The following is a 25,941-nucleotide window of genomic DNA, read 5'->3' on the forward strand; positions in this document are numbered from 1 at the left end:
CGTCCAAGGGCCCTTCCCGGATAACTCAGGGCCGCTCGGCGACGAGGAGCGCTTCCACGTTGCCAGCGGGCCCGGGGACGGGGGAGTCCATCACCCCGCGCACGGTGAGCCCCTGCTCGCGGACGAACGCCGTCACCGTGTCGATGGCGTCCTGGCGCGCGACGGGGTCCTTCACCACGCCGCCCTTGCCCACGCGGTCCGGTCCCACTTCGAACTGGGGCTTCACCAGCGCGGCGAGCAGCCCCCCCGGCTCCAGGAAGGTCAGCACCGAGGGCAGCACCTGCGTGAGCGAGATGAAGCTCACGTCGATGACCACCACGCCCACCTTCTCCGGCAGGTCCTCGCCCGTCAGGTAGCGCGCGTTGACGCGCTCACGAGAGCGCACTCGCGGGTCCTTGCGCAGCTTCTCGTGGAGCTGGCCGTACCCCACGTCGATGGCGTGCACACGCACCACACCGTGCTGGAGCAGGCAGTCGGTGAAGCCGCCCGTGCTCGCCCCGATGTCCGCGCCAATCTTCCCCTGGACGTCCAAGCCGAAGCGGTCGATGGCCGCCTTCAGCTTCAGCCCCCCGCGCGAGACATACGGCAGCACCTCACCCTTGAGGCGCAGCTCGGCCTCCACCGGGATGAGGGAGCCGGGCTTGTCCACGCGCTGGTCATTCACCACCACTTGTCCGGCGAGGATGAGCGCTTGCGCCTTGGTGCGAGACTCCGCGAGCCCGCGCTCCACCACCAGCACGTCCACGCGCTCCTTGCGAGGCTTCACGGTCCCCTCCCCTCCAGCAACGCCCGCCCCGCGCGCACCATCCCCGCGGCGTCGAGCCCCAGCTCGGCACGCTGCACCCGCGCGTCACCATGAGGCATGAACACGTCCGGCATGCCCAGCACTCGGACACGAGGAGATGCCCCCCGCTCCGCATAGAGCTCCAGCAGCGCGCTCCCCAGTCCTCCGCGCACCGTGCCCTCTTCCGCCACCAGGACGGCGCCACACGAAGCGGCCTCGAGCAGCGCGGTCTCGTCCAGCGGAGACAGGCCCCGCGCATCGAGCACACTCCACCCGGGCTCCTGTCGAGCCGCCTCGAGCGCCGCGAGCCCCAGCGGCCCCAGCGTCACCACCGTCAACCGAGGCTTCTCCGCGCGCACCAACCAGCGGGCACCGCGCACCGGCGCCGCGTCCACCCGCACCTCCGTGGGCAGCGAAGGCAGCGTGCCTCGCGGGAAGCGGATGACGGAGGGATGAGGCGCCTCGAGCGCCGTCGCGAGCAGGGGCGCGAAGTCCTCGCCGACCACGGGCGCCCACAACGTCAGTCCCGGGAGAGGCCGCAGCGACGCGACATCGTAGGTGCCCTGGTGCGTGGCGCCATCCGCGCCCACCAACCCGGCCCGGTCGACGGCGAAGACCACGGGCAGGCCCGGCAGGCACACGTCGTGGATGATCTGATCGTACGCGCGCTGGAGGAACGTGGAGTAGATGCAGCACACCGGCCGGGCTCCCGCGGCCGCGAGCCCCGCGCAGAACGTGACGGCATGCTGCTCGGCGATGCCCACGTCGTGCACGCGGTCCGGGAAGCGAGCCTTGAGCGCATTGAGCGCCGAGCCCTCCAACATCGCGGGCGTCACCGCCACGACGCGAGGGTCTCTCGCCATGGCATCTTCCAACGCCGACGCGAGCGCCTCGCTGTACGTGCGATGCCCCCCCCGCGAGCGCACCAGCTTGCCATCGCGCCACTCGTAAGGGCCCATCGCGTGTCCGCGCGTCTGGGCATCCGCCTCCGCCGGGGGGAAGCCCTTGCCCTTGAGCGTCAGCGCATGCACCACCACGGGACGGTTGGACGCCCGAGCCTCGCGCAGCGCCCGAATCAGCGCATCCAGGTCATGCCCGTCCACCGGCCCCAGATACGTGAAGCCCAGCCCCTGGAAGAAGTCGCGCGCGCCCCGAGTGCGCAGCAGCGAGGGAATGGCGCCCACGTTGGCGCTGATGGACATCTGGTTGTCGTTGAGCACCACCACGAGCGGCAGGAGGCTGCCCCCCGCGTTGTTCAGTCCCTCGAACGTGAGGCCGCCGGTGAGCCCGCCATCACCGAGCATCGCCACCACGTGGCCCCGGTGCCCCATCAGCCGACGCCCTTCGAGCATGCCCAGCGCCGCGGACACGGCCGTGCACGAGTGGCCCGCCAGCAGCGCATCGTGCGGACTCTCACGCGGGTCCAGGAAGGGGGCCACGCCGCCCGCCTGCCGCAGCGTGTGCATGAGCTCTCGCCGCCCGGTGAGCAGCTTGTGCGCGTAGGCCTGGTGCCCCACGTCGAAGAGAATCGCGTCCGTGGGCGAGTGGAAGACGCGGTGGAGCGCGACGATGAGCTCCACGGCCCCCAGCGACGCGCCGAGGTGCCCCCCCACCTTGCCGCAGATGGCGATGATGTCCTCGCGAAGCTCCGCGCACAGATGCGGCAGGTCCGCTTCGGGCAGCGCCCGGACGTCCGATGGAGAAGCGATACGCGCCAGCAGCTCGGCCATCAAAACTTCCGCTCCACCACGTAGCGCGCGAGCGCCGCCAAGGGACCATCCTCGCCCTCGAGGGGCCGCACCGCCTCCACGGCCTGGGCCACCTGCTCCTTCGCCATCCGCCGCGACTCCTCCAACCCCACCACCGCCGGGAAGGTGAAGCGCCCCGCCTCCGCGTCCGCGCCCGCGGGCTTGCCCAGCTCCTCGCGCGTGGCCGTCACGTCGAGCACGTCGTCGGCGATCTGGAACGCCAGCCCCACCGCATCGCCATACATCTGCGCGCGGACGAGCGCCTCCGCGTCACCGCCACCCGCGAGCACGCCCATGCGGCACGCGGCGCGGATGAGGGCGCCCGTCTTCAGCCGGTGCATGCGCACCAGGTAGTCCAGCTGCGCGGGACGGTCCTCGGCCGTGTCGAGCACCTGCCCGCCCACCATGCCCGCGGCACCCGCTGCCACCGCGAGCTCCCCGCACAGCGCGCCACGCACGGGCTCCGGCCCGTGGGCGAGCAGCGCGAACGCCTCCGTCAGCAGCCCATCGCCCGCGAGGATGGCCATCGCCTCGCCGTACACCTTGTGGTTGGTGGGCCGCCCGCGACGGAAGTCGTCATCGTCCATGGCCGGCAGGTCGTCATGGACCAGCGAGTACGTGTGGATGAACTCCAACGCACACGCCGCATCCCCGGACAGCGGCGACACGAGCGTGGCCCGCGCCACCGTGTCCGCGAAGGCGAGGCACAGCACCGGCCGCAGCCGCTTGCCTCCCGCCATCAGCGAGTACCGCATCGACTCCACCAGCCGAGGCGGCGCCCCGGAGCTCGCGAGCCGCTCCGCGCGCTCGAGCAACAGCGATTCCACCCGCGCCTGCTGAGTCCGCAGGAAGGTATCCAGGTCGAAGTGGGCCAAGCGTCGATGCTCCTTGAGACGGATGGGAAACTACGAAGCCGGTGATGCCACCAGCTCGCGAATGCGGCGGACGAGCTTGTCCGTATCCAGGGGCTTGACGAAGTAGTCCGCGGCGCCAACTTCCCGGCCCCGACGCTTGTCCTCCGAGTCGCCCCGTCCGCTGATGAAGATGATGGGGATGTCCCGGAAATGCTCGTTCTTCTTCACCGCTTTGCACAGCTCGAAGCCATCAATCCAGGACATGTTGACGTCCAGGAGGATGGCCTGCGGGCGGTGGAGCTGCAGCGAGGCAATCAGCCGCAGTCCGTTGGCCGCGAGCGTCACCTCGAAGCCCTCGTCCTCCAGGGCCGTCGCGAGCAGCTCCCGCGTGTCGCGGTCATCGTCGACAATGGTGATTTTCGGCTTCGACATGCCGGAGCCCACGTCACGCACCGCCTAGAACGGAACGTCATCCTCGGGAGGAGGCCGAGGTGCGGGCGCACGAGGGGCCGCCGGAGCAGGAGCCGCGGGACGGGCCGCCACCGACAGCGGCGCCACCACGTCCGTTCCATCCTCGTCCTGGAGGAGCTGCTCGATGCGTTGCTCCGCCTCGGTGAGCAGCTTCTCACCCCGGCGTACCAGCCGGATGCCCTCCTCGAACGCCTTGAGCGAGTCCTCCAGCGACAGGTTGCCGCTCTCCAGCCGGCCCACCGTCTCCTCGAGACGGGTCACGACGTCCCCATACTGGCCAGGAACCTCGGTCTCCGCTGTCTTGTCCGACTTGGACGCCTTGTCCGCCTTCGCCACAGCCTTCCACCTCCCCGTTCGGGGCGCGGGACTCTAGAGGGTGGCCCGTTAGCAGTCCACCGGCCCTTTTACAGCCGTCACGGTGGCTTCGACTTCTTCACATCCGCCCAGCGTCCGCGCCCCATTCGCCGCGAGCTTGATGCCCAGGCGCTCCCCCACCTCCACGTCCGCCGCCGAGCGCACCACCCCGCCATCACGCTGGCGGAACACCACGGAGTAGCCGCGCGACATCACCTTCAGGGGACTCATCGCGTCCAGCCGTCCCTCGAGACGCTGGAAGCGACGCTGCGCGTCCGCCAGCGTCCCCTGCTGGAGCGCCCGCAGTCGCGCCTGGTGGGCCGCCAGCCGGGCACGCTCCTTCGCGATGAGCGCCACCGGAGAAGCCCGCTCCAGGCCCAGCCGCGCCGCCGACAACGTCGCCTGCCGCGAGGACACACTCGCGCGAGCCGCGTCGGAAAGACGCGCGGCCAGCTTCAACAAGTGGGCACGTTGCTCGCCCAAACGGGCCTGTGGCCGAGAGCGCTGCAGCCGCTCCGCCAGCGCGCGCAGCGACTCACGCCGCTCGCGCACCGCGGGACGCAGCACCCGCATCATCGCCTCCACCTGTTCGGACAGGTGCAGTCGCTGATGGTTGAGCATCCGCCTGGGGTCCTCCAACTGGGAGGCGAGCTGGCCCTGGTACTCGCGCAGCTCCAGCACCCGGCGCTCCATGGCTCGCCGCAGCCGACCCGCCTGCGTCGCCAGCGACAGCTCCAGGTCCGCCAGCACGGGCGACAGCCGCTCCGCCGCCGCGCTGGGCGTGGCCGCGCGCCAGTCCGCCACGAAGTCGGAGATGGTGAAGTCAATCTCGTGGCCAATGGCCGACACCACCGGCACGGGCGAAGCGAAGATGGCCCGCGCCACCTCCTCCTCGTTGAAGGTCCAGAGGTCCTCCACCGAGCCACCACCACGCGTCACCACGATGACGTCCACGTCGGTGCGCGACAGCCGCGCAATCGCCCGGGCGACTTCGGATGCGGAGCCCTCGCCTTGCACGCGCGCATCCGCCAGCAGCACGCTCAGCCGAGGGTTGCGCGAATGAAGCACGCGCAAGAAGTCCTGCAGCGCCGCGCCCGTGCGGCTCGTCACCACGCCGATGCGCTGGGGCAGGAACGGCAGCGGACGAGGCGGACGCACGCGGCGGTCGCCGATGAGCCCCTCGGCCGCGAGCCGCGCCTTGAGCTGCTCGAAGGCCAGCGCCAGCGCGCCCTCCCCCACCGGCTCCAGCCGCGTGACGATGAGGCTGTAGCGGCCCTGCGGCTCGTACAGGTCCACGCTGCCCTCGGCCAGCACCTCCATGCCGTCGCGAAGCGCGAAGCGCATGCGCCCCGCGAGCGACGCCCACACCTTCGCGTCGATGGAAGCGACGGGGTCCTTCAGCGAGAAGTACCAGTGGCCTCGCGCATTCGCGCCGCGAAAACCCGTCACCTCGCCGCGAACCAGCACGCGGGCGAAGCGCGACTCCAACGTCTGCTTGAGCTGACGCGTGAGCTCACCGACCGAGAGCACCAACCGCTCCGGCTTGGGCGGCGCAGCGGGCACGCCCTCGAGCGGCCCCAGGAGTCCCGTTCCATCCGCGTCCACCGGCGGAGGAGGCGGCGGCGCCTTCTTCGGCAACGCCACCACCCGCGGAGGCGCGGAGGCCGCGCCGAACAGGTCCCCCTGGAATCCCAACGTGGCGGGCGGCGGAGACTCGCCGCCCGCGCCTTTGCGCTTCTTCATCGCGAGAGCTTCTCGACCCAGGTCTTCGCCTTGTCGTGGTACTCGTCATCCGGAGGCGTCATCGCCACCACGTCCTTGAACTTGGGCAGTGCATCCTCGGGGCTGCCGTCCTTCAGGGAGTAGGCCTGCAGATAGAGGTCCTTCGCCTTCGTCTTCAGCTCGCTGATGATGTTGCTGGCGCCCGCGTGACCCGGCTCGGCCTGCAGCGCGCGACGCGAGTACTCCATGGCCCGGGCCCACTGGCCGGCGGCCTTCGCGCCACTGGCGCTCTTGTAGAAGATGGTGGCCGCGCGCGTTCCCGCATTGCGCGCCATCTTGCTGGTGCGCCCCTCGGTGATGTCCTTGTCCAGCGCGAGCAGCTTCGACAACCCCTTCGCGTCCAGGTCCTCGATGCGCTTGTAGAGGCCGCCGAACTCCGTGATTTGCGCGAGCAGCTTCTTGCACTGAGGCGTCTTCGACATGCACGCGTTGAGGATGGACACCGCGCCGGACATGTCGCCGTCGCGGAAGCGCTCGACGGCGGGCTCCCACGGCTTCGGCGCGGGGCCGGTGATGACGGGCTTGGGGGCATCCCGAGCGGCGATGGCCCGCACGGCCTCTTCGTTGATGAGCTTCGCGTCGCGGTGCTCCGGGAAGGCCTTCAGGACGTCGTCCGTGATGACCTTCGCCTGGTCCAGCTGGCCTCCATCCAACGCCGTGCGGGCTTCGCGCGTGCGCTTGTCCGCGAGCTCCGACAGCTCCCGCTTCGCCGCGTTCACCTGCTCGTAGAGGAACTGGCTCTCTCCCGCCTTCGCCAGGGCCGCCGCGGCCTTGCCCAGCTCCATCTTGGTGAGCGCCTCGCGGGCGTCCGCCAGACGGCCCTGGACGGGAATCTCGCGCTCGGCATGGTCGAGGTAGTCCTTCACGCCCGGGTACTCCGGCGCGCGGCTCTGCACCTCTTCCAGCAGGGCCTTGGCCTCCACCCACTTGCCTTCACGCACCAGGTTCTTCGCGTCCTGGAAGGTCTTGCTCAGCGACTTGCGCTCGGCCTCCATGACGCCGCGCTCGGCGAGCGCCAGGGCCTCCTGGTTCACCGCCCGCATCTTGAGGAAGCCCAGTCCGAGCAGGAGGACCAGGACGACACCGCCGCCCAGCATCATCAGGCGCAGCTTCTTCTTCTGGGCCTCGGGGTCCGGCGGAGCATTGGCCGTCGAACGCGCGCTGCGCACCCGGCCCCCCTCCCCTCGCGGGGCAGGACGGGAAGGCGCGCCACCACGCCCCGCGGCCGGAGCCGCCGACGCGCCAGGACGGCTGCGCGCGGGGGCGGACACGACGTTCGTGGAGTTGGCGACGTCCTCGAAGCGCAGCTCCGTGTCGCCCAGGGTGATGACGTCCCCGTTGGCCAGGGGCGTCTCGTCGCCAATGGCATCGCCGTTGACGAGCGTCCCGTTGCCGGAGCCCAAGTCGCTCACCGTCCAGCCACCGCCCGACTTGCGCACCATGACGTGCTTGCGGGACACGGACGTGTCGGGGATGCAGATGGGGTTGTCGGTGGCGCGACCGATGACGTACTCGCCATCCTCGAGCTGGAACTCCTCACCCGACTTGGGCCCGGCGACACACACCAGGCGCGGGGACGCAGTGACCGGAGCAGGCCGCGCGGAGGGCGACGGCCTGCGGGTTGCCGGGCGAGCTCCAGCCCCTCCCGAGGGCGTCCCGGAAGGAGGCCTGCGACGAGCAGGAGGGGAACCGTTGGACATGACGAATCACCGACTTCCTAGAAATGGAGCACCAGCTCAGAGCTCGTGCTCGAACGCCTTTTCCTTGGCCAGATTGTGGCAGCGATGCTCGGTGGTAGGGAAGCGTCTGCTGACCTCTTGCAGTGCCGCTCGGGCCTTCCTCGCGCTGCGGAACTGCACACTCTGCTGGAATTCCAGCATGAGCTGGGCACATTGGTGGTCCAGCTCGGCCGAGGCTTGTGACAGGTAGTACCGCACGTCCTCGTACAGCTCCGGCTTCGTGTCCAGCGCTTCCAGGGTCAGCCAGGCGGCGCGGAACTGCTGCCAGGAGCGGAACAGGTTCTCGGAACCGACGCCCTTGGCGTCGAAGAACCGCCGCCCGGCCGACGCGTACTCGCGGGCCTGGGACAGGAGCTGCTCGGGGGGGAGCTCTGGCACCGGGATGATCTCCACCCGCAGGTTCCAGACACGCCAGGTCTCCTGACCCGGAGGGTTGCGGACGTTGTCGAACGCGACCGTGTTGAGCTCGCCGCGCTTGAGCGTGCCCACGGGGAGGATGAGCTCCAGCTCCCGCTCGGCGGTGGTGGTGGTATCGGGTGGGACCCAGCCCAGGTTCACCCCGTTGAGGACCAGGCCCACCTCCTCCTTCGAGATGTCCTTGGCCTGGTAGCGCAAGAGCGCCACGGCGCGGGTGGGCGCCACGAACTGGAACTCGAAGGACTTCTGGTCGGAGCGCTCCCAGCGCACCCCTTCCCCCAGGCCGAAGGAGTCCGGGGTGGCGTCGACGCCCAAGGTGGTCGGCTCCCGCCCGCCCGTCCCCATCGCCGCCCTACCGTCCAGGTAGACCGACGCCACTGCGCCCCCCACCGCCGCCACGACGCAGAGCAGCGCCAGGGAGGTCAGGAGCTTGCGGGCGACCGAGAGGTCGCGCCACCACAGCACGAGCTGCCCACCTCGGGTCCGGGCCAGGTCCCGCCGCTCACGGGCCCGGTCGGCCGCCGTGGGCCCCGACGCCGAGGGCGCGGGAGGCACCGGAGCCACCTGCGGCTGCGACCGCGCGAGCTGCGGGGGAGGCGCCGAGGGAACGAGCGGCGTTGCCACCGGCAACCGGGTGATGGGCCGGGTGGATTCGTCGTCGACGTCGACGACGGTCGCCGCCTCCAACAGGCCGGCCACGCCCTTGAGCGTGGGCAGCGCCAACTCGGTGCGCTCTTCGGGCTCGTCCGGTGGGAGAACCGGGACAGAGGGCAGACCCGGTGGAGCGAGTACATCCGTCCGCTCGAGGGCGGGCGGCGGGGACACCGTCCCCAGGCTGGCCATGGCGAAGGGATTCCCTCCAGCGGCGACACCGACTTCCGTGTGCTCGTCGGCCAGAGACTCCATCAACGGAAGCAGTCTGGGCGGGACGCCAGGGCTCGCGAGGGTGGGCAGCGCCACCTCCGTGCGCTCCTCACGCTCCTCCAGCATGTCATCCGGGACGGGCGGAAAGCTCGGCGCCCCGAACGGCCCCGCCACGGTGGACAGACCCAGCTCGGTGCGCTCTTCGAGGAGCGGCTCGAAGACAGGAAGGGCCGAGGGGACCTGCGCCAAGGCAGACCGAGGCCCCTTGCTGGCGGGCCCCGGCGAAGGTTGCGACCCAGCCACGACAGGCACCGGGCGCGGGGCCACGGAAACCACCGCGGGGAGCTCTCCGGTGGCGAGAAACTCCTGACCGCTGGAGTCCACGCTCACCGAGGGCAGCGGGCTCCGAGGAAGGGGCACACGCCGGATGGGGCGGGTGGCGTCCTCATCTCCATCGGGAGGCACCCAGACGAAGGTGAACTCCACGGGGCCGACCCCCAACCGGTCGCCATCGCGGAGGAGCTGCTCCCCCGTCAACGACCGACCGTTGAGCGCCGTGCCGTTGGCGCTGCCGACGTCCTCGGCGAAGTACTGCCCGCCCCGCATGATGATGCGCGCGTGGTGCCGGGAGACACCATGGTCGTGCAGCACCACGTCGTTCTCCGAGGTGCGGCCAATCTTCACTTCGGCCTGCTCGAAGACGAGCTCCCGTCCCTCCTGGAGCCCCTTGGTGATGGAGAGGAGGATGGGCAGTGGACTACCCCGCGAGCTCGCCGAAGAAGAACTGGAACACGATGGGCCCGAAGAGCACCATGAACACGGTCGGGAAGATGCAGGCGATGAGCGGGAAGAGCATCTTCACCGGCGCCTCACCGGCCAGCTTCTCCGCGCGCTGCGTCCGGTCGATGCGCATCTGCGTGGACTGGATGCGCAGCACCTTGCCCAAGCTCGTTCCCATCTTGTCCGCCTGGATGAGCGCGGTGACGAACGTCGTCAGCGAGGGCAGGTCCACGCGGACGATCATGCTCTTGAGACCCTCTTCACGCGTCTTGCCCATCTTGAGCTGCTTGAGCACGAGCTGAAGCTCTTCGCGCAGCGGGCCCGCCTTGCCCTTCTCCACCACCTTCGCCAGCGCGGCGGTGAAGTCCAGACCCGCCTCGACCGACAACGTCAGGAGGTCCAGGTTGTACGGCAGCGCGCGGCTGATGAGCAGGTGGCGCTTCTTCACCTGGTCGTTCAGCCACAGCAGCGGGTAGTACATGCCGAAGAGCAGGAAGAGCAGCGACCACGCCAGGTTCTGGCCGACGCCGTTGACGATGATGAGGCCCATCAGCAGGCCCACCACGGCGCTCACTTCCTGGAGCGCCATCATGTCCTCGGGCTTGTAGCCCTGGGGCTCGCCCGCCTTGATGAGATTGCGGCGCGACTTCGCCTCGTAGCTGGGCCAGATGAAGCGGCGGTTGAAGGCCCCCAGCCGGCGGATGGCCACCGAGCCGAAGCCCTTCATTCCGCCCTGGGACTCGTCGCGCACTTCCGACAGGAAGCGCTCGAAGAGCACCTGGTACATGCCCAGTCCGAAGAAGCCCACCGCTCCCGCGAAGAGCAGCGCCGAGCTGCCGACCAACACTTGGGTCAGGAGATCCACCGGCAACCCCTCAAATATCGATGTTGACGATGCGCCGGATGATGAGGATGCCCATCACTTCCATGATGGCGATCAGCACCACGAGGATCCACCCGAAGAAGTGGTTCATCATGGGCTCCATCAGGTCCGGCCGCATGTAGTTGAGCACCATGCCGAGCACCGCCGGCATGGCCGCGACAATCCACCCCTGCAGCTTGCCCTGCGAGGTGAGCGCGTCGATCTTTCCCTCGAGCCGGAAGCGCTCGCGAATCACCGTGGAGATGGTCTCGAACATCTCGGCCATGTTGCCGCCGAGCTGACGCGCGATGTTCGTGGACACCACCACCAGCTCCAGGTCATCGCTGCCCACGCGGCGCCCCATGTTGATGAGCGCCTCCTCCAGCGGCACACCCAGCTTCACTTCCTTCACGAACAGGCCGAACTCCTGCGACAGCGGAGGCATCGCCTCGCGCGCCACATGCTCGATGGCCTGCGGGAAGGTGAGACCCGCCTTGAACGCGTTCGCCATGGCCTGCAGCGCATCCACCAACTGGATGTTGAACTTCTTGATGCGCCGCTTGCGGTAGTGCTTGACCAGCAGCATCGGCAGGAAGAAGCCGAACACCGTGGCGACGACGGCCAGGATGGGGTTGAAGATGATGTACGACAGGATGCCCAGCAAGCACATGCACGCGATGTTGAGGACCAACATCTGCCGTGCATCGATGAAGAGGAACATGTCGCTCAAGTCGTTCATCGACTTGGCGACGTAGCGCTCCTGGTACTGCTCATACGCCTTCGACAGGACGCTGAAGATCACCAGGCTGAAGAAGAAGACCGAGCCGGTGACGAGGAGGAGGACGATTCCAGCAAGCATGCGGGCGCTTCCCGGGGGCTGAGGGCGGCGAGGCGCCCGTTACTGGGCGCCAGCGGCGGCGGCCTTCTCGCCACCACCCTTGATGATCTGGATGATCTCCTGACGCTTCTTCTCCAGCACGCGGGTGCGCTCACCCGACAGCAGCGTGCTGATGGTCGCGCGGCCGCGCTCCTCGATGAGGTCCACGTCGTCCTCGTTGCGCAGCGAGAGCGTCAGCGAGCCGAGCTCCGTCGCGAGCACCAGGATTTCGGCCTCTTCCGGCAGCACCATCAGCGAGACGTTGTTGTACTCGCGCTGGTTCTCCGGGATGAGGTTCACGTTGGTGGTACCGGTGATCTTGCCCGTGGCCACCACGATGATGTTCTGCAGCAGCGTGACGCCGACGTTCTCGTCCGTCTGCGGATCGCGGAACGTGCCGATGATGTCGACGTGGTCGTTCGGGCGAATCCACCCGCCGACGGCCGTGGCGTTCTTCGCGTCGATGGTCATCGCGCGCATCTTCTTCTGGACCTTCGACGACAACCGCTCGGCCGCCTTGGTCGTCTCGAACTGGCTCCACAGCAGCGGATCACCCGCCTGCAGCGCCACGAGCACCTTCTGGTTCACCACGTACGACGCCGAGTCCGGACGGACCACCGACGAGGTGACGAACTGCTCGGGCACCGAGCGTTGGGAGATCATCTCGAAGGTGATGACAGTTCCTTCGGGAATGTCCTGGGCCGCGACGACGACGGGGACCAGGTTCCAGCCACGGCGGACATCGGATTCCTTCTTCTTGATGGCGGAATACGCGATGACGCCGGCCAGAAGGCCGAGCACGAGCGCAACGACGAGCGGAGTCTTGCCCTTCAGCATGGTTCAGGAACCTCCAAAACGGGGGGGCGCCGTTCGGCGGCAAAGGCGGTCAAGGGTGTAGAAATCTAGAAAGGCGCACCTTGGCGCCGATGGCGCGAGATGTTAGCCGTGCGATAGAGCAGGTGTCAAAACCACCTCCCGCGACAGCACCGAATCCCGCGCCATCCTTGTTGGATTGGGCGGTTAGGTCAGCCCTTCGGGAGGCTCGCGATGCGCCGCTCGTCCTCCGAGGTCAGCCCGTTGTACTCGGTGATGTTGTAGAGGGCGTCCTGGACGATGGTGATGTCGTCCTGGCTCTTGATGGCCTTGTTCTGCAGGAGCCGGAGCAGCGTGAGGATGTCCGGGTCCGTGGAGACAGGCCCCAGCCGGTAGGGGACTCCCTCCTCGGAGGGCGCTCGCTTCTCGTTGATGCAGTACATGTGGAGGGGAACGAGGAACGGCTTCTCCTCGGAGCCCGCATCGGGCCCCGCATCGATGCCGCCCGGGCCAATGCCCGTGGGCGGAATCGTGATGCGGATGCGGTCCATCAACATGCCGTTCTGATATCGGCTCGCCGACGCGCTCAGCATGACGAGGGCCGGCTCGAACGTCATCGTCACGGGGGCCCCCGAGAGGTTGCGCAGCGGCACGCACACCAGCACGCCCTGCCCCGTGCCCTGGGGCGCCACGCCGTTGCCGCAGTCCCCGTCCGCGTCGCTCGCGCCATACGGGTCGCCCGCAAGCTCGATTCCGGGTGGGAAGTTGAAGGGGTTCCCCACGGGCGCCCCGGGGTCTTCACCAAAGCCCGGGCGCTCTTTGTTCACGCCCGCATCGAAGGTGATGAGACCGCCACCTCCGCCATTCTCACTGCACGCCAGCACCCCTGCCCCAACGCCCGCGACGACGACCATCCACTTCCAGGCCGCATGCGCCATTGCGCGCTCCTTGTCCTCGCTTTCGAGGCGATGGCGAACCTTCCGGCCACGGGCCACCGCGTCACGAGGTGGCCCGAGACTGGCCGACTCCCGGGTCGTCGGCAACACCGGCGTTCGTCAAACCCGTCAGGGAATGGGCGAAACCGCGGGTTTCTCGGCGGGGGGCAGGTCGGGATTGAAGAGGCCGCGCAGCACCAGCTCCTTGCCCCGGTCGTCGCGCAGGAGCACGGGCTCGCCGTCTCGCAGCCCGACCAGTCGGATGCTGAAGGCGACCCCATCCGGCGTCACATGGACCCGCAGCGAGCCAGGAACCAGGGGCTCGGCCGAGTCCTCATCCGACTCGAGCCACACCAACTGGGGGGCCACCGCCCGCAGCTCTCGCGTGCGAATCCGGTCCGGAGCTGGCCCCGCAAGCTCGAGCGCCTTGCGCCAGGACTCCACATCGATGGGGGCTCCACCATGCGCCTGGAGCTCCTGCACCATGGACAGGTGGACGCGGCGCCCCACCCGGAGGACGGCCAGGTTCGCCGACTCCTCCGAGCGAGCCTCCGCGAGCGGGCGACCATCCCCCGCTCCCACAGCGCCCACCAGCGAGAGCAGCACCGCACCTGAGGCCCAGAGAGGCGCGGAGCGTCCACGCATCAGCCCCCAGACCAAGGGCACCACTCCCACCGCGGCGACCAGTGAGCCCGCGAGCAACAGCCACCGAGGCATGGGGCCCGCATGGAAGGGCTGGCCCAGCACCTGGAGGACGTGACGCCACTCAGGCACCGCCACGTACAGCACACCCGCCGCCATGGCGAGGAACACCGCCGCGTGGAGCAGCCGCAAACCCACGGGCGATGACGCCCCCACCACGCTTCGGGTCGTCACGGGAACGGCAGGTTCAGCACGAAGTAAAAGGAGTCGTAGTAGATCTGGTACGAGCGCATGAACAGGTCGATGACGTTCGACTGGACGTCATCCGACCAGCGGACCTTGACCGACGCGCCGATGACCAGCGCGACGACGAGGATCCAGTTCAGCATGGAGTATTCGACCATGGCCTGCCCACGCTGGGAGGCGCGGAGGCGCTGCTGCGTCTTGGGGATGGTCATGGGTGGGTCTCCGAAGGGCCTGCTTCGTCGGGAGCATCCGTCCCGGGAAGGTCAGGGAAGATACGGTCCGCGTACTCCAGTTGGACCTTGGGGGCCGATGGGGCGGGAAGCACCATGCGGGGCTTGGCGTCGATACCGTACTCCGCCACTTCCATCGAGTGGGCGATGCCTGGAATCTCCATCTTCGCCAACTGCATCAGCGGAATCTCGCGGCTGATCCACATCCGCTTGACGACGGTCTTCTTCACGACCACTTCGATGGACACCGCCGACACGGTCCCGGCGAGCGTCATCACCCGCATCTCCTTGCTCGAGCGTAGCACAGGCTTGAGCCCCACGGGCATGGGGGTCTTCTCGTCGTCGGGGTCCGGCATCTTGTCCTCGCGCCCCTGCTCCTCCATCTGCTTGATGACGTGGTCCAGGGCCTCCTGCGAGTACTCCTGCGGGCGATCCGTGGGGCCGCCGATGTAGAGCCGGGAGATGGCGTCGTAGCGGATCTGCTCGCCCTCGCGAGCCACCAGCATCCGCATCTGCATGAGGGGCGACTTCATGGCCGGATGCGTGCCCGCCTCCATCTCCACCCACACCGCGTCCCGGCCGGCCTTGTCCTTCTCCTCGCCCACCACGGCCATGCGCCAGTAGTAGACGCGATTGCCGCCCGCACCGCCGTCGAACCGGTACGTCACCCAGTCGCCCACGCGCGTCGCACGAGCGCCCTTCGCCAGGTGCGCCATGACCGTGCGGGCCGCGGGATTCTCCTGCTGTGCCTGCGCCGGCGACACCACCAGCAGCAAGGCGACGATGGCCAATCCCCCCCTCATTTCCCCGCTCCCTTCGACGACTTCGCCTTCTGCTCTCTCTCCCAGGCCTCGCGGCTCTTGCGGACGGCATCGTCGTTGGGCACCGCGTCCAGACGGTCCGAGCCCACCCACGTCTGCATGACAGTCGACATCCCCTCGTCCACCGAGGACACCGTCGTCATCACCTGTTCGCCCTTGCGCGCGTGCTCCATCGTCACCTGCGTGCCGCCCCCCAGCTTCGTCACGCTGTGGCGCACGGGCTCATAGCCCTGGCGCGCCAGCTCGGCGCTCACCCGCTGCTGCACGTCGGTCAGTTCGCCCACCACCAACGCCGAGCGGTTCTGGGAACCACCCGGGTCATCGCGCGCCGTCACGTCCTGGCTGTAGACCGTGCCTTCCAACGTCACCAAGCCCGCGGCCGGAGACTTCGGCGGACGCGTCCACAAGTCCCGCAGCGCCGTGAAGCCCACTGTCTTGCCCTGGTGGACGCGCAGCACCACGCCGCGCTGCAACCCCTCGCGCGTGAAGATGGCGGACACCACGGCCTCGTCCTCGAGGTCGCCTTCCACCACCGTCGGGTAGCCCTCGTCGCGCCACTTCTTCGCGAAGTAGGCAACCACCTTCTTCATCGGGTCGGTCGTCGTGAAGTAGGCCAGCCGGTAGTACTCGCCCCCAATCACCAGGTCGTTGCCGATGCGCGTGTGAATCGTCCCGGGATAGACGGGCACCTCCTGCTCGGCCATCGCCGGCCCCGAGGCCATGAGCGCCAGCCCCAGCAGGAGGCGAACAAGCACGCTATTCCCCGCAGCGGATCTTGTTGTCCTGCTCATCCTTGTTCGTAGCCTCTTGCGTGGCATCGGGGTCCGACGGGTCATCCGCCATGGCCTTCTTGCAGCCCATGAAGAACTCGCCGCGCGCCTTGAAGACCCTGATGTAGTTGCTGTTCTCGTACGTCATCTCGTCGCGGAACGGTGCCGTGTCGAAGCAGTCGGGGCGCTCGTGGTCCAAGAGGCCACGCATGGCGTGAAGACCGCTGCTCGGGAGCTCTTCGTACTTCTCCAGGCCGAGGCAGTTCCCCTTCTGAGCCGGAGAGATACCGTAGTTGCGCGAGACGACAAAGGTGCCCAGGAAGTTCGGCAGGAAGTTCCCCAGGAAGCCAAGCACGCTGCCGATGCCGCTCTCACCGTCCGGCGGAATCCCCAGGAAGGTCATCCGCTTCACCTGGATGTGGAGGCCGTGCGCGTCGCTTCCCGAGCGATGGTTGCCCGCTCGCCGCGCACGGACAATGGCGTCACCACCATCCGGCATGTGCCAACCATTGGCGTACATCGAGTAGCGCGAGCGCAGTTGCAGGTTGGACAGGTCGTGACCGCCGAAGACATCCGTCTGGAAGAAGCCACCCGGGCCTGAGTTCTCGTCCAGGTAGGCCCGAGGAAGGATGGCGTTCTGGAAGTTCATCTGAACCTCCGACTCCACCCAGCCCTTGTTGTTGAAGCCCCAGGAGTTGAGCAGCGAGCCCGCGCCCCGGTTGAGCAGCCCGAACACGCCGCTGGCGAAGGAGCCACCCTCCCCCGAGCTGCCGGGGCTCCCCAACATGCCGGACTCCAGGAAGGGAATCTCCTTGTTGGTGAGCGTGCCCTGCACGTTGGCATAGCGCGCGATGAAGGACCCCGCCGGGTTGTTGGGCTCCACGGAGTCCATGTCCTTGTAGCGCTCGACGAGTTCTTCGTGGGCCTCCTTACGCGCGTCCTCGAACGCGGCGTCGTGTTGGCCCTTGGCGAAGTCGGTGAGCGCGTAGCTGGTCATCTCCCAGACGGCGTAGCGCGCCATCTCCTGGAGCTTCAGCTTCGCCCGCACCAACTCCGTCAGGTACATGCTGAACATCAGAATCATCACCAGGAGCGGCACGGAGAGCGCGAACTCCACCGTGGCACCGCCGCGACGAAAACTCTTGCGAGACATGCGGGTTCTCATCGCGGGCCTCAATGCGTGATGACCTTCGGGCCGAAGCCCTGGAGAGAGCTCGGCAGCGCATCAATCATCTGTCCGACCACCGGAAGCTGATGGCGGCCCTGGAACACGGACGCCAGGCGAGGGCGCCAGTACGGATTGAAGAAGTTGGGCTGCTCGGTCCAGTTGCCAGGGCGGTGGTAGTAGCTCTGTCCGCGAGAAATGACGTTCATTCCCTCGAGGAGGCTGAGGAACTTCTTGCGCTTGTTCAGCATGTCCAGCCCCTCGGAGTCAGGCGTGAGCGCGAACTTCACCTTGCCTTGCTCATTCAGGAGCGCCGGCGCATTGGTCCCCGTGCCGTCCGTGTTCGCACGGTTCACGACGTCTTCGGGCGACTTGTTGAGATACAGCCACGCAGTGGGTTGGTTGAAGTCCTGCTCGCGACTGGCCATCTGGCCCATGTTCGCCTCCGCCGCGGGGTTGCAGTACCCACCGTACTGACCCGGCTCGAAGTGCATGAATGGCGTCACGCCACCCCAGGGATGATTGCCATCCTGGGCCGGGCGCACGTTGGCCGTGTAGACGCTCACCTTGAACCAACATCCCCCGACGAGCTCCAGAACGCAGACCTTCTCTTCGTGGACACCCACCTGACGCTCGGGCCCCTTGGGAGCCTTGTGCCGGCGCCAGTTCTCGCTGTTCTGCGGGTAGTGGACGCGCCAGTGGACTCCGCCGTTGACGCCCTCGGAGTCGTTGTTGTTCAGCGCCCAGACACTCGGCTTGAACATGCGCATGTAGGGCAACTTGGAGCGCGAGTTGTCGCCGAGCCCCTTGCGGTTGTCGCCGAAGCAGCGGGTATACGGGTCCTTGTTGTTGCATGACAGCGGGTTGTCCGCCTTGCCCACGACCACGTCGACCTCGGCCGGCCCCAGCTTGAGCCAGTACAAGTCGTCCGCGCCCATGTTGTCGCCCTGCGCCATCATGCCCCAGGGGTTGAGGTTGTCGTTCCAGTCACGAATGTAGTTGTGCGGAGAGCGCCCCTGGTCCACCAGGTTCTTCGCCGACGGGAAGGTCGTCGAGAGCATGCGCGTCTGCCCCATCTTCTGGAACTCGAACAGGCCAGGAGCATTCACGCCGTTGTTGAGCATGTCTCGAATGAAGCCGAGCGCATCTGGCAGCGGCAGGATGTCTCCCAGACGGCGAGACGTGATGAAGCGCTCCGGGCACGCGCCACCAGAGTTGCGGTCACACGAGTAGCGGGTGGCGTTGGTGATGCCGCCCATGGAGCGCTTGGCGCGGGCAATCGGGTCATTCGCCGCGCGGGCCTTCACATCCAGCGCGCCGAAGGGATTCTTCCATGAGTTCACCATCAACGGCTTTCCACCCGCGGCCTCACTGTGCGCCTGACTGAAGAGGCAAGTGCTATAGCCGCCCGTGATGAGCTGGCTCGCCATCGAGTTGAGGTTCTTGTCGTTCGCATCCAACACGCCCTGCGTCGTCTGCAGCACGTGCGTGGCCGCGGACATCATCACGGCTTGTGACGTGAAATACATGGCGCCGTTGAACACACGATGTGCTGGCACGACGTATTTCCCCAGCCACTTGTCTGGATTGACCGCCTTCAAGATCCGCTGGAGCGGCTGGAGGAACGCCGTCTTGTACAGCGTGATGATCTTGTTGATGGCCTTGATGACGGGCCCGATGTACGGAATCACCTCGATGATGGGACACAAGATGATCCACAGCTTCTTGCGTTTGCCCGCGCACGGATTGAGTGTCTTCATGAACCCGTAGAGGTCCGTGAAGAACGCCTCCGCTCCGTAGATGACGGAGATGAGCGAGTGCCACATCATCGCCGACACGTAGTGAGACACCTGCGTGCGGTTGGCATACGCGTAGAAGTTGAACGCGCGCGCCTCCATGGCCGCCATGGAGTACGCGCCGGCATCCGCGGTGTTCTGCAGACGCACGCGCTCGTGAACGGTGTGGCCGATGTTGACCGTGGTCAGCACGGCGATGGACATGACCAGCACCATCAGCGCGGCCAGGATGAGGGCCTGGCCCTCCTGACGACGGAAGCTCTGGCGGAGGATTTGAGTGAACATGGTGTGTGCGTCCTCTTACAGGCCCCAGTCGGGGTTGAGGTGCATGACCCACTTCCGGTGGAAGTTGGACTGCATGCGCATGGTGTAGGTCGCCGTCAGCGGCATGAAGTACCGCTTGCCCACGAGGCTGGAGACCAGCGGGATGCTTCCGGTGGCAAGCCCCCAGAGAACCCACATCTCGGGAGCGTAGAGTGAGTCGTAGCCCTGCTCGTGCTCGATGCCTCTCGCACGTGCCACGAGGCCGGAGATGTTGCCGTCCGCCATCATGTTGGCGCGCGGGTCCAGCGTGGCCCGGTCGATGGCGCCTCGCAGCGCCACGTTCGACTGGGACGCGTACCACGCGGTGAAGATGATCCAGTTCGCGAACGGGATCTTCATCTCGTAGAAGTAGCGCAGCCGGATGGTGAGCCGCGTCGCCTTGCGATACACGAGCTCCGAGCTGTCCGGCTCCGGGAGGTTGAAGAACTTGCGGATGTTGTTCTCGAGCGAGGGTACTTCCGGGAAGCTGTCCGCCCCGTCGAAGTCCAGCTCCTGCCAGTTGTAGCCGCTCCGCAGCTTCCAGATGGTGTCGATGGGCGTGAAGTACGCCGGGTTGACGGTGTCCACGCGGATGAGGCCGAACAGGTTCGAGCCGTTCACCGTGCGAGGCACCCGGCCGCCGCCGAAGTTCAGCGTGCGCATGGCCGAGTCGTAGATTTGATGGATGGCGAAGGTCTTCGCCAAGTTGCCGAGGTCATCGGTGCGGCCCAACGTCGGCAGCAGCGCGATGATGGCCGCGTCATGCATGCGCTCGTTGTTGCCGTTCCAAACGATTCCGGCACGCGCCGCCTGGTACGCGGCGTACTCCGTCATCAGCTTCGCATGCTGAATCAACGTGAGCTGGATGATGCCCAGCGTCATGAACACCGCGAGCGGCATGATCATCGCCGCTTCGACCGCCGCCTGACCGGATTGCCGGCTGGCGGTCCCCCGCGACCGCCCTTCCTGTTCCATTCCCATGGCGCCATTATCGCGATCAGCGCCGACATGACGCATCGGTCAAATGGACAGCGGGCGAGGTATCAGCCTCCCAAAATCTAAAAATCGCGGAGGTTTACTCGGCGGGCTTGGCGTCCTTCGCGTTCTCTGGCTCGGCTGAAACAGGGTCGTCACTCAAGCGCCGCCGTGCCGCCTGGGCAGCTTGAGACCCCGGCGACTCCGCCAATACTTGTTGACAAGCTGCGACACCCTCGCCGCGACGCCCCAAGGCCAGCTCGGCATCACACACGCGGTTGAGCAAGTCCATACGCATGGACCCAGTTGCTCCCGCTTCAAGCGCGAGTCTGAGCAGACTCACCTCTTGAGCCCGGTTGCCCGTGCGGCGGGCTTCCTGGGCCTGGCGGGACAACTCCTCGACGCTCCGCCTCGGAGCCGGGCCCGCCTGGTCATCCGACTCCTGTGGGAGCTCAGCGGCTGGAGCGGCGCGCGCCTCCAGGGCGACCTCCCCCTTCGCCTTCTTCGCCACGGGCTGACGTGACCTCTGGGCGCGTGAGGGCAGCGCCTTCGCTGTCTCGAGCGGCTCTGGGGGCGTCTCCTCCGTCTTGTTGACGCGCCCCACGGCCTGCTCCACGGGCGCGGGCGCACTGGCCACCACGCCGCCTCGGGCCAAGGGCTCGGTGACAGACTCCAAGGCGGGCGCACCGGGCGCTTCGTCCCAGGACTTCGCCGCTCCCCCCAGCGCCTCGGCCCGGGAGGACTCCTGCTTCGAGCCACCACCACCCAGCCGCAGCGTCTCTCGAGGAGGACTCGCGGGCGGCGGAGGCATGGCCACCGCGGCCGCGGGCGCGCTCTTGAAAGGGGCCTCGCCATCCAGGTCCGGCGCCTTGCGGCTGGGGGCCTTCTCCCGGCTCGCCTTCTGGACGGAAGGAGCCTGGGCCTTCAGCTCATCCGCGCGGCGACGGGTCCCTACCCCACCGCCACTGCCCTCCTCCTCCCAGCCTTGCGCGCGCTCCGCCTCCGCGCCTTCAGCGCGCGCGGATTCCTTCGCGAACAACATCGAGTCCTTGTCGCCACCGTACTGATTCGCATCCGCCAGGGCTTGTGCAGGCGCCTTGGCGACAGGAGCCACGGTCGTGGGCGGGGCGGCGACTCCGCCCGTTGGAGGCGGCGACACAGGCGCCTCCGCCACCTGCTTCGCCTCCACGGAGGACAGGTGAGGCCGCGTCAGGTCTGGCGACACGGCCATGAAGGTCAGCACACTCAAGGTGCCCGCGGAGGCAAGCCCGACCACGGGCAACAACCAACGGCGCCAGCGCGAGGGCTGGGGCACGGGCCCGGCGGCGGCGCGGCGCGCGGACTGCTGCGCATAGGCCAGCAGCGACTCGAGCCCCGCGTCTGGCGCGGGCTCCTCGGAGAGCTGCGCCATGGTGACGCGCACACCTCGAATCTCGTTCAGCGTCTGCGTGCAGCGGGGGCACCCTTGCAGGTGAGACTCCACCGCCTGGGCCTCCGAGACGGGCAGCTCGCCGTAGACGAAGTCGAGGAGACGGTCCTCATGCGCGTGGACGTTCTGCGGCTTCATCCCACCACCGTCCTTCCATCCTCGGCGAGGTCGCCATCCACGCCCAGCTCCGCGAGTCGGCGGCGCAAACCGTCGAGCGCGTACCGCATCCGGCTCTTCACCGTGTTCTCGGAGACGCCCGTCACCTCCGCGATGTCCTTGAACGGAATGCCGCTGTACTCACGAAGGATGAACACCTCGCGCTGCTCCTCCGGCAGGGTCGCCAAGGCGCGCTCCAGCAGCGGGCGCAGGCGCGCGTTGAAGGCACCTCGCTCCGGGCTGGCTCCCGAATCCGGCAGGGCATCCGCCAAGGCGCGCCCCTCCTCGCCATTCTCACCCTTCACCGGCGACTCCAGGGACGCGGCCTGGCGGTAGCTTTCTTTGCGCGCGCTGTCCACACAGAGGTTCCTCGCGATGGTGTAGACCCAAGTCGTGAACCGGGCCTTCGCCTGGTATTCGCCAGCGCTGCGTACGACCTTCAGCCACGTCTCTTGCAGCACGTCCTCCGCCCGTGCGCGCTGGCCGACGAAGCGCAGGATGAAGTTGAAGACCGGTGTCCTGTGCCTGCGCACCAACGCCTCGAACGCACGAGCGTCCCCCGCCTGGAAGGCGAGCATCAGCCGCTCGTCTGAGGTCTCCGGTCCCAACACTCCCCCATCGCTCGTGGAGCCACGCTCACTCCGGCCCACCCTCAACCCGAGCCCTCATAACGGGCGACGGCGAACAAGGGTCTAATCCGGTCGTGGCTTCCGGTAAGTGGCGAGAATGACAGGGAGCGCGACGACTGTCACCAATGCGGCCTGGGCCAGCAGCACCGTCGGCAGGGGCCGCTGGACATGGACCTGGAGGGAGCGGCCAAGCGCCAGGCCCAGCAGGACGCCCGTCGCCGTCCGCACGATGTTGGAGCCCGAGGCCGGGCGAAAGCGCCCCACCGCCCAGTCCCCCAGCGCGGGAAGCGTGAGGAGCAGCACCACCGGCACGTCCCACTCCCACTTCAGCGGAGCCCGCGCGGCGAGCAACCCCACCATCGAGGCCAACAGCACCGGGTACGTCCCCAGGCAGCGCGCGCACACCCGCACGCCACCGAGCAGGTACGTGCGGTTGTACTCATCCGGGTGATGGTGACTGAGCCAGAACACCGTCGGTCCCTCCGGATTGAGGCGCGGGTGGGGACTGCCGGGACGCATCTTCCGCGAGGAAGCACGCGGCGGAGTGCCCATCCGGCAGAGCGTAGAGCGGCGGGGACTCGCGCCGGCATCGCTCCATGGCGAGCGGACAGCGCGGATGGAACGTACACCCCGGAGGCGGCGCGAGCGGAGACGGCGGCTCCCCCGGCACCAACACGCGCGTGCGCGTCTTCCCCGGGTCCGGCACCGGCACCGCCGCGAGCAGCGCCTGGGTGTAGGGATGGCGAGGACGGCTGTACAGCACCCGCGCGGGCGCCAGCTCCACGATGCGCCCCAGGTACATGACCGCCACGCGGGTGGACATGTGCTCGACGATGTTCAGGTCGTGCGCGATGAAGACGTAGGTGAGGCCCCGCTCGCGCTGCAGGTCCACGAGCAGGTTGACGATCTGGGCCTGGATGGAGACGTCGAGCGCGCTGATGGGCTCGTCGGCCACCACCAGGTCCGGGCGCAAGGCGATGGCGCGGGCGATGCCCAGCCGCTGGCGCTGCCCACCGGAGAACTCGTGCGGATAGCGCCCGAGCGCCTCGCGAGGAAGGCCCATCGCATCCAGCAGCGACGCGACCTCCCGCTCCCGCTCGCCCGGCCCGCGCGCGAGGCCGTGGATGTCGAAGGGCTCGCCCAGGATGTCGCGCACCGTCATCCGCGGGTTGAGCGACGCATACGGGTCCTGGAAGACGAACTGCATGCGCCGACGAAGCGGCCGCAGTTGCCGCTGGGACAACCCCGTGAGCTCCTGCCCATCGAAGTGGACGGAGCCCGCGGTGGGGTCCACCAGCCGAAGCAACGCGCGGCCCAGCGTGCTCTTGCCGCAGCCACTCTCCCCCACCAGGCCCAGCGTCTCGCCCCGGAACACGTCCAGGCTGATGCCATCCACGGCCTTCACCGCGCCACGCGCGCGCTGCAGCCAGCCTCCACGCACGGGGAAGTGGACCGCGACATTCCGGGCCTGAAGCAGCGGCTCCGAGCTCATGGCGCGGGCACCGGATGATGACAGGCCGCGAGCTGGCCACCGCGCTTCACCTCGAGCACCGGCGCCACGCGAGCGCACTCCTCTTTCGCACGCTCACACCGCTCACGAAACGCACAGCCCGACGGCAAGCGCCCCAGCGCCGGCACCATGCCGGGAATCGCGCGCAGCCTGCGGCGCCCCCCCGAGACCTCCACCTCGCCCCCCAGCGCCGGAAGCGAGCGCAAGAGGCCCGCGGTGTACGGATGGGCGGGACGCGCGAACAGCTCGCGCACCGGCGCCTGCTCCACCACCTTCCCCGCGTACATCACCACCACCGTGTCGCAGCTCTCCGCGACGACGCCCAGGTCGTGCGTGATGAGCATCACCGCCATGCCGCGCTCGGCCTGCAGGCGCTTGAGCAAGTCGAGAATCTGCGCCTGGATGGTGACATCCAGCGCCGTGGTGGGCTCGTCCGCGATGAGCAGCGCCGGGTCACACGCCAGCGCCATGGCAATCATCACCCGCTGACGCATTCCTCCCGAGAGCTGGTGAGGCCACGCATCCACGCGCTCACCCGGCGCGGGAATGCCCACCTGCCTCAACATCTCCACTGCGCGCTCCCGCGCCTGCGAGCGAGAAGCGCCCAGGTGGTGCCGGACGCCCTCGGCGATCTGCTCCCCCACCGTGAAGACGGGGTTGAGCGACGTCATCGGCTCCTGGAACACCATGGCCGCGTGACGTCCTCGCACGCGCCGCAGCTCCGCGTCGGAGAGCTTCAGCAGGTCGCGCCCCTGGAAGAGCACCTCGCCCGCCGCCACTCGAATGGGCGGCTGGGGCGCGAGCCGCAGCACGGACAGCGCGGTGAGGCTCTTTCCACAGCCGCTCTCGCCCACCACGCCCAGCGTGCCGCCCGGAGGCACGCTGAAGGACACACCCTCCACCGCGCGCACCGGCCCCTCGTCCCGCGACAACTCCACGGTGAGTCCCCGGACGTCCAGCAGCGGGCCAGCGTGCGTGGGCGACGCGGCGTGCGTCACTTCTTCGCCAGCTCCTCCAGGAACTCCACCTCCTGGATGAGCCCCTTGCGGATGAGCAGGCGGATGAGGCTGGCCACCATGCGCGCGGGCTTCACCTTCTCCGTGTCCAGCACCGCCTCGTCGCCCCGAGACATGCGCTCGAGGTCGTCCAGGATGGCCAGGTCATCATCGGAGAAGTCCGGCGTCGGCGTGAGGGCCAGCGCGGGCCGGGAGCCCTTCGCGGCGCCCCCGAACAACACCACCGGCACCCGCGGCCGCGACTCCTCTTCTTCCGCGCCCAAGGCGGGAGGCGGTGGAGGACGCGCGGCGGGCTTCACGCCCAACAGGTCATCGAGCGAGTCACCGCCCGCCCCTGGCCGAAGCGCCTCGGCGGGAGGAGGAGGCGGTGTGCTGGGCCGACGCGCGGCGGGAGCGGCGGCGGGTGGAGCTCTCACTGCGGGGGGCTTCGGCGTCTCCGGCATCTCCCACTCCAGTGGCGTCCCCGCGGCGAAGTCGGAGGGGCCCAAGCCCACCTCCTCCAGCGGCATCGCCTCCACGATGTCCAGCGGCTCTCCCCTCGCCCGGGCCAGCGCGGTGTCCAGGTCGTCCGACGCCACGACGAAGACCCGCACCTGCTTGCGGAGCTGGAAGCGCAGCTCATCCACCAACGTCAGGTCTCCGGGGTCTTCCACCCCGACATGAATGCGCTCGCTGCGCCCCTCCACCTCCAGGCGGAAGAGCAGCACCCGGTGCTCCGTCTGGAAGTCCAGGGACACCAGCGAGGACACCTCGGAGGGAATCTCCTCGGGCAACTCCATGAAGGGCAGGCCGTGCTGCACCGCCAGCGCGCGGGCGACGTGCATCGGCGCGCACAGCCCCTGGGCCACCAGCGTCTCGCCCAGGCGCATCTGCCCTGGAGCGCCTCGCCTGCCGAGCGCCACCCGCACCTGCTCCTCCGTCACCACCCCCGCCTCGACGAGCAGCTCACCAATCTTCTTGCGCATGACGAAGG

Annotated in this window: 25 protein-coding genes; all 25 read right to left on the reverse strand. The window is 68.2% G+C overall.

All coding sequences use genetic code 11. The features are described 5' to 3' along the window. Positions 1-25: 25 nt before the first annotated feature. The 25 genes from MYSTI_RS25235 to MYSTI_RS25360 all read right to left on the reverse strand — a co-directional run bounded on the left by MYSTI_RS25235 (position 26) and on the right by MYSTI_RS25360 (position 25,933). Complete coding sequence (locus MYSTI_RS25235) at positions 26-766, reverse strand: TlyA family RNA methyltransferase (RefSeq protein WP_015350635.1); 741 nt, start codon at positions 764-766, stop codon at positions 26-28. Further along, the gene (locus MYSTI_RS25240; protein WP_015350636.1) at positions 763-2,514 is read right to left on the reverse strand and encodes a 1-deoxy-D-xylulose-5-phosphate synthase; all 1,752 of its coding nucleotides are present in this window, start codon (positions 2,512-2,514) and stop codon (positions 763-765) included. The genes MYSTI_RS25235 and MYSTI_RS25240 overlap by 4 nt, the downstream gene beginning before the upstream one ends. Next, complete coding sequence (locus MYSTI_RS25245) at positions 2,514-3,407, reverse strand: polyprenyl synthetase family protein (protein ID WP_015350637.1); 894 nt, start codon at positions 3,405-3,407, stop codon at positions 2,514-2,516. Before MYSTI_RS25245 ends, MYSTI_RS25240 begins: the two co-directional genes overlap by 1 nt. Positions 3,408-3,437: 30 nt before the next feature. Then, entirely contained in the window at positions 3,438-3,818 is a 381-nt protein-coding gene (locus MYSTI_RS25250) for a response regulator (protein ID WP_015350638.1), read from the reverse strand. A 24-nt stretch (positions 3,819-3,842) separates the two neighbouring features. After that, positions 3,843-4,193, reverse strand: coding sequence for an exodeoxyribonuclease VII small subunit (xseB, locus tag MYSTI_RS25255; RefSeq protein WP_015350639.1), 351 nt, complete (start codon positions 4,191-4,193; stop codon positions 3,843-3,845). A gap of 48 nt (positions 4,194-4,241) precedes the next feature. Continuing rightward, positions 4,242-5,954, reverse strand: coding sequence for an exodeoxyribonuclease VII large subunit (xseA, locus tag MYSTI_RS25260; protein WP_015350640.1), 1,713 nt, complete (start codon positions 5,952-5,954; stop codon positions 4,242-4,244). Beyond that, entirely contained in the window at positions 5,951-7,693 is a 1,743-nt protein-coding gene (locus MYSTI_RS25265; protein WP_015350641.1) for an FHA domain-containing protein, read from the reverse strand. The genes xseA and MYSTI_RS25265 overlap by 4 nt, the downstream gene beginning before the upstream one ends. Before the next feature lie 36 nt (positions 7,694-7,729). Further along, positions 7,730-9,697: an FHA domain-containing protein gene (locus MYSTI_RS44840; protein ID WP_015350642.1), complete on the reverse strand. Its 1,968-nt coding sequence runs from the start codon at positions 9,695-9,697 to the stop codon at positions 7,730-7,732. Between the two features lie 73 nt (positions 9,698-9,770). Beyond that, positions 9,771-10,658 carry a type II secretion system F family protein gene (locus tag MYSTI_RS25280; RefSeq protein WP_015350643.1) on the reverse strand — a complete coding sequence of 296 codons (888 nt, stop codon included), beginning with the start codon at positions 10,656-10,658 and terminating at the stop codon, positions 9,771-9,773. Between the two features lie 10 nt (positions 10,659-10,668). Then, positions 10,669-11,514, reverse strand: a complete 846-nt coding sequence (locus tag MYSTI_RS25285) for a type II secretion system F family protein (protein WP_015350644.1) — start codon at positions 11,512-11,514, stop codon at positions 10,669-10,671. A gap of 39 nt (positions 11,515-11,553) precedes the next feature. Continuing rightward, entirely contained in the window at positions 11,554-12,369 is an 816-nt protein-coding gene (gene cpaB, locus MYSTI_RS25290; RefSeq protein ID WP_015350645.1) for a Flp pilus assembly protein CpaB, read from the reverse strand. A 188-nt stretch (positions 12,370-12,557) separates the two neighbouring features. Further along, positions 12,558-13,283: a hypothetical protein gene (locus MYSTI_RS25295; protein WP_015350646.1), complete on the reverse strand. Its 726-nt coding sequence runs from the start codon at positions 13,281-13,283 to the stop codon at positions 12,558-12,560. 126 nt (positions 13,284-13,409) lie between these two features. Beyond that, positions 13,410-14,156 (reverse strand): hypothetical protein, encoded by a 747-nt coding sequence (locus tag MYSTI_RS25300; protein WP_015350647.1) that lies wholly within the window; start codon positions 14,154-14,156, stop codon positions 13,410-13,412. Further along, a complete protein-coding gene (locus MYSTI_RS25305) occupies positions 14,153-14,380 on the reverse strand; it encodes a hypothetical protein (protein ID WP_015350648.1) in 228 nt (75 codons plus the stop codon). Before MYSTI_RS25305 ends, MYSTI_RS25300 begins: the two co-directional genes overlap by 4 nt. Beyond that, the gene (locus MYSTI_RS25310; protein ID WP_233277950.1) at positions 14,377-15,189 is read right to left on the reverse strand and encodes a hypothetical protein; all 813 of its coding nucleotides are present in this window, start codon (positions 15,187-15,189) and stop codon (positions 14,377-14,379) included. The genes MYSTI_RS25305 and MYSTI_RS25310 overlap by 4 nt, the downstream gene beginning before the upstream one ends. An 8-nt stretch (positions 15,190-15,197) precedes the next feature. Then, positions 15,198-15,974, reverse strand: a complete 777-nt coding sequence (locus MYSTI_RS25315) for a hypothetical protein (RefSeq protein ID WP_015350650.1) — start codon at positions 15,972-15,974, stop codon at positions 15,198-15,200. 1 nt (position 15,975) lies between these two features. Further along, on the reverse strand, positions 15,976-17,142 hold the full coding sequence (locus tag MYSTI_RS25320) for a TadE/TadG family type IV pilus assembly protein (RefSeq protein WP_233277951.1): 1,167 nt from the start codon (positions 17,140-17,142) through the stop codon (positions 15,976-15,978). Positions 17,143-17,162: 20 nt separating this feature from the next. Then, entirely contained in the window at positions 17,163-19,235 is a 2,073-nt protein-coding gene (locus tag MYSTI_RS25325; protein ID WP_015350652.1) for a Tad domain-containing protein, read from the reverse strand. 15 nt (positions 19,236-19,250) lie between these two features. Continuing rightward, a complete protein-coding gene (locus tag MYSTI_RS25330) occupies positions 19,251-20,234 on the reverse strand; it encodes a TadE/TadG family type IV pilus assembly protein (protein WP_015350653.1) in 984 nt (327 codons plus the stop codon). Positions 20,235-20,328: 94 nt separating this feature from the next. Continuing rightward, the gene (locus MYSTI_RS25335) at positions 20,329-21,795 is read right to left on the reverse strand and encodes an anti-sigma factor family protein (RefSeq protein ID WP_015350654.1); all 1,467 of its coding nucleotides are present in this window, start codon (positions 21,793-21,795) and stop codon (positions 20,329-20,331) included. Beyond that, positions 21,792-22,424, reverse strand: coding sequence for an RNA polymerase sigma factor (locus MYSTI_RS25340; RefSeq protein WP_044900621.1), 633 nt, complete (start codon positions 22,422-22,424; stop codon positions 21,792-21,794). Before MYSTI_RS25340 ends, MYSTI_RS25335 begins: the two co-directional genes overlap by 4 nt. An 81-nt stretch (positions 22,425-22,505) precedes the next feature. Further along, positions 22,506-22,913, reverse strand: coding sequence for a DUF2085 domain-containing protein (locus MYSTI_RS25345; protein ID WP_015350656.1), 408 nt, complete (start codon positions 22,911-22,913; stop codon positions 22,506-22,508). Further along, positions 22,882-23,934 carry an ABC transporter ATP-binding protein gene (locus MYSTI_RS25350; RefSeq protein ID WP_015350657.1) on the reverse strand — a complete coding sequence of 351 codons (1,053 nt, stop codon included), beginning with the start codon at positions 23,932-23,934 and terminating at the stop codon, positions 22,882-22,884. The genes MYSTI_RS25345 and MYSTI_RS25350 overlap by 32 nt, the downstream gene beginning before the upstream one ends. Beyond that, positions 23,931-24,950: an ABC transporter ATP-binding protein gene (locus MYSTI_RS25355; RefSeq protein ID WP_015350658.1), complete on the reverse strand. Its 1,020-nt coding sequence runs from the start codon at positions 24,948-24,950 to the stop codon at positions 23,931-23,933. The genes MYSTI_RS25350 and MYSTI_RS25355 overlap by 4 nt, the downstream gene beginning before the upstream one ends. Further along, positions 24,947-25,933, reverse strand: a complete 987-nt coding sequence (locus tag MYSTI_RS25360; RefSeq protein ID WP_015350659.1) for a cyclic di-GMP-binding domain-containing protein, MshE-related — start codon at positions 25,931-25,933, stop codon at positions 24,947-24,949. Before MYSTI_RS25360 ends, MYSTI_RS25355 begins: the two co-directional genes overlap by 4 nt. Positions 25,934-25,941 lie beyond the last annotated feature (8 nt).

Origin of the sequence: Myxococcus stipitatus DSM 14675 (assembly GCF_000331735.1) — a bacterium.
Classification (GTDB): domain Bacteria; phylum Myxococcota; class Myxococcia; order Myxococcales; family Myxococcaceae; genus Myxococcus; species Myxococcus stipitatus.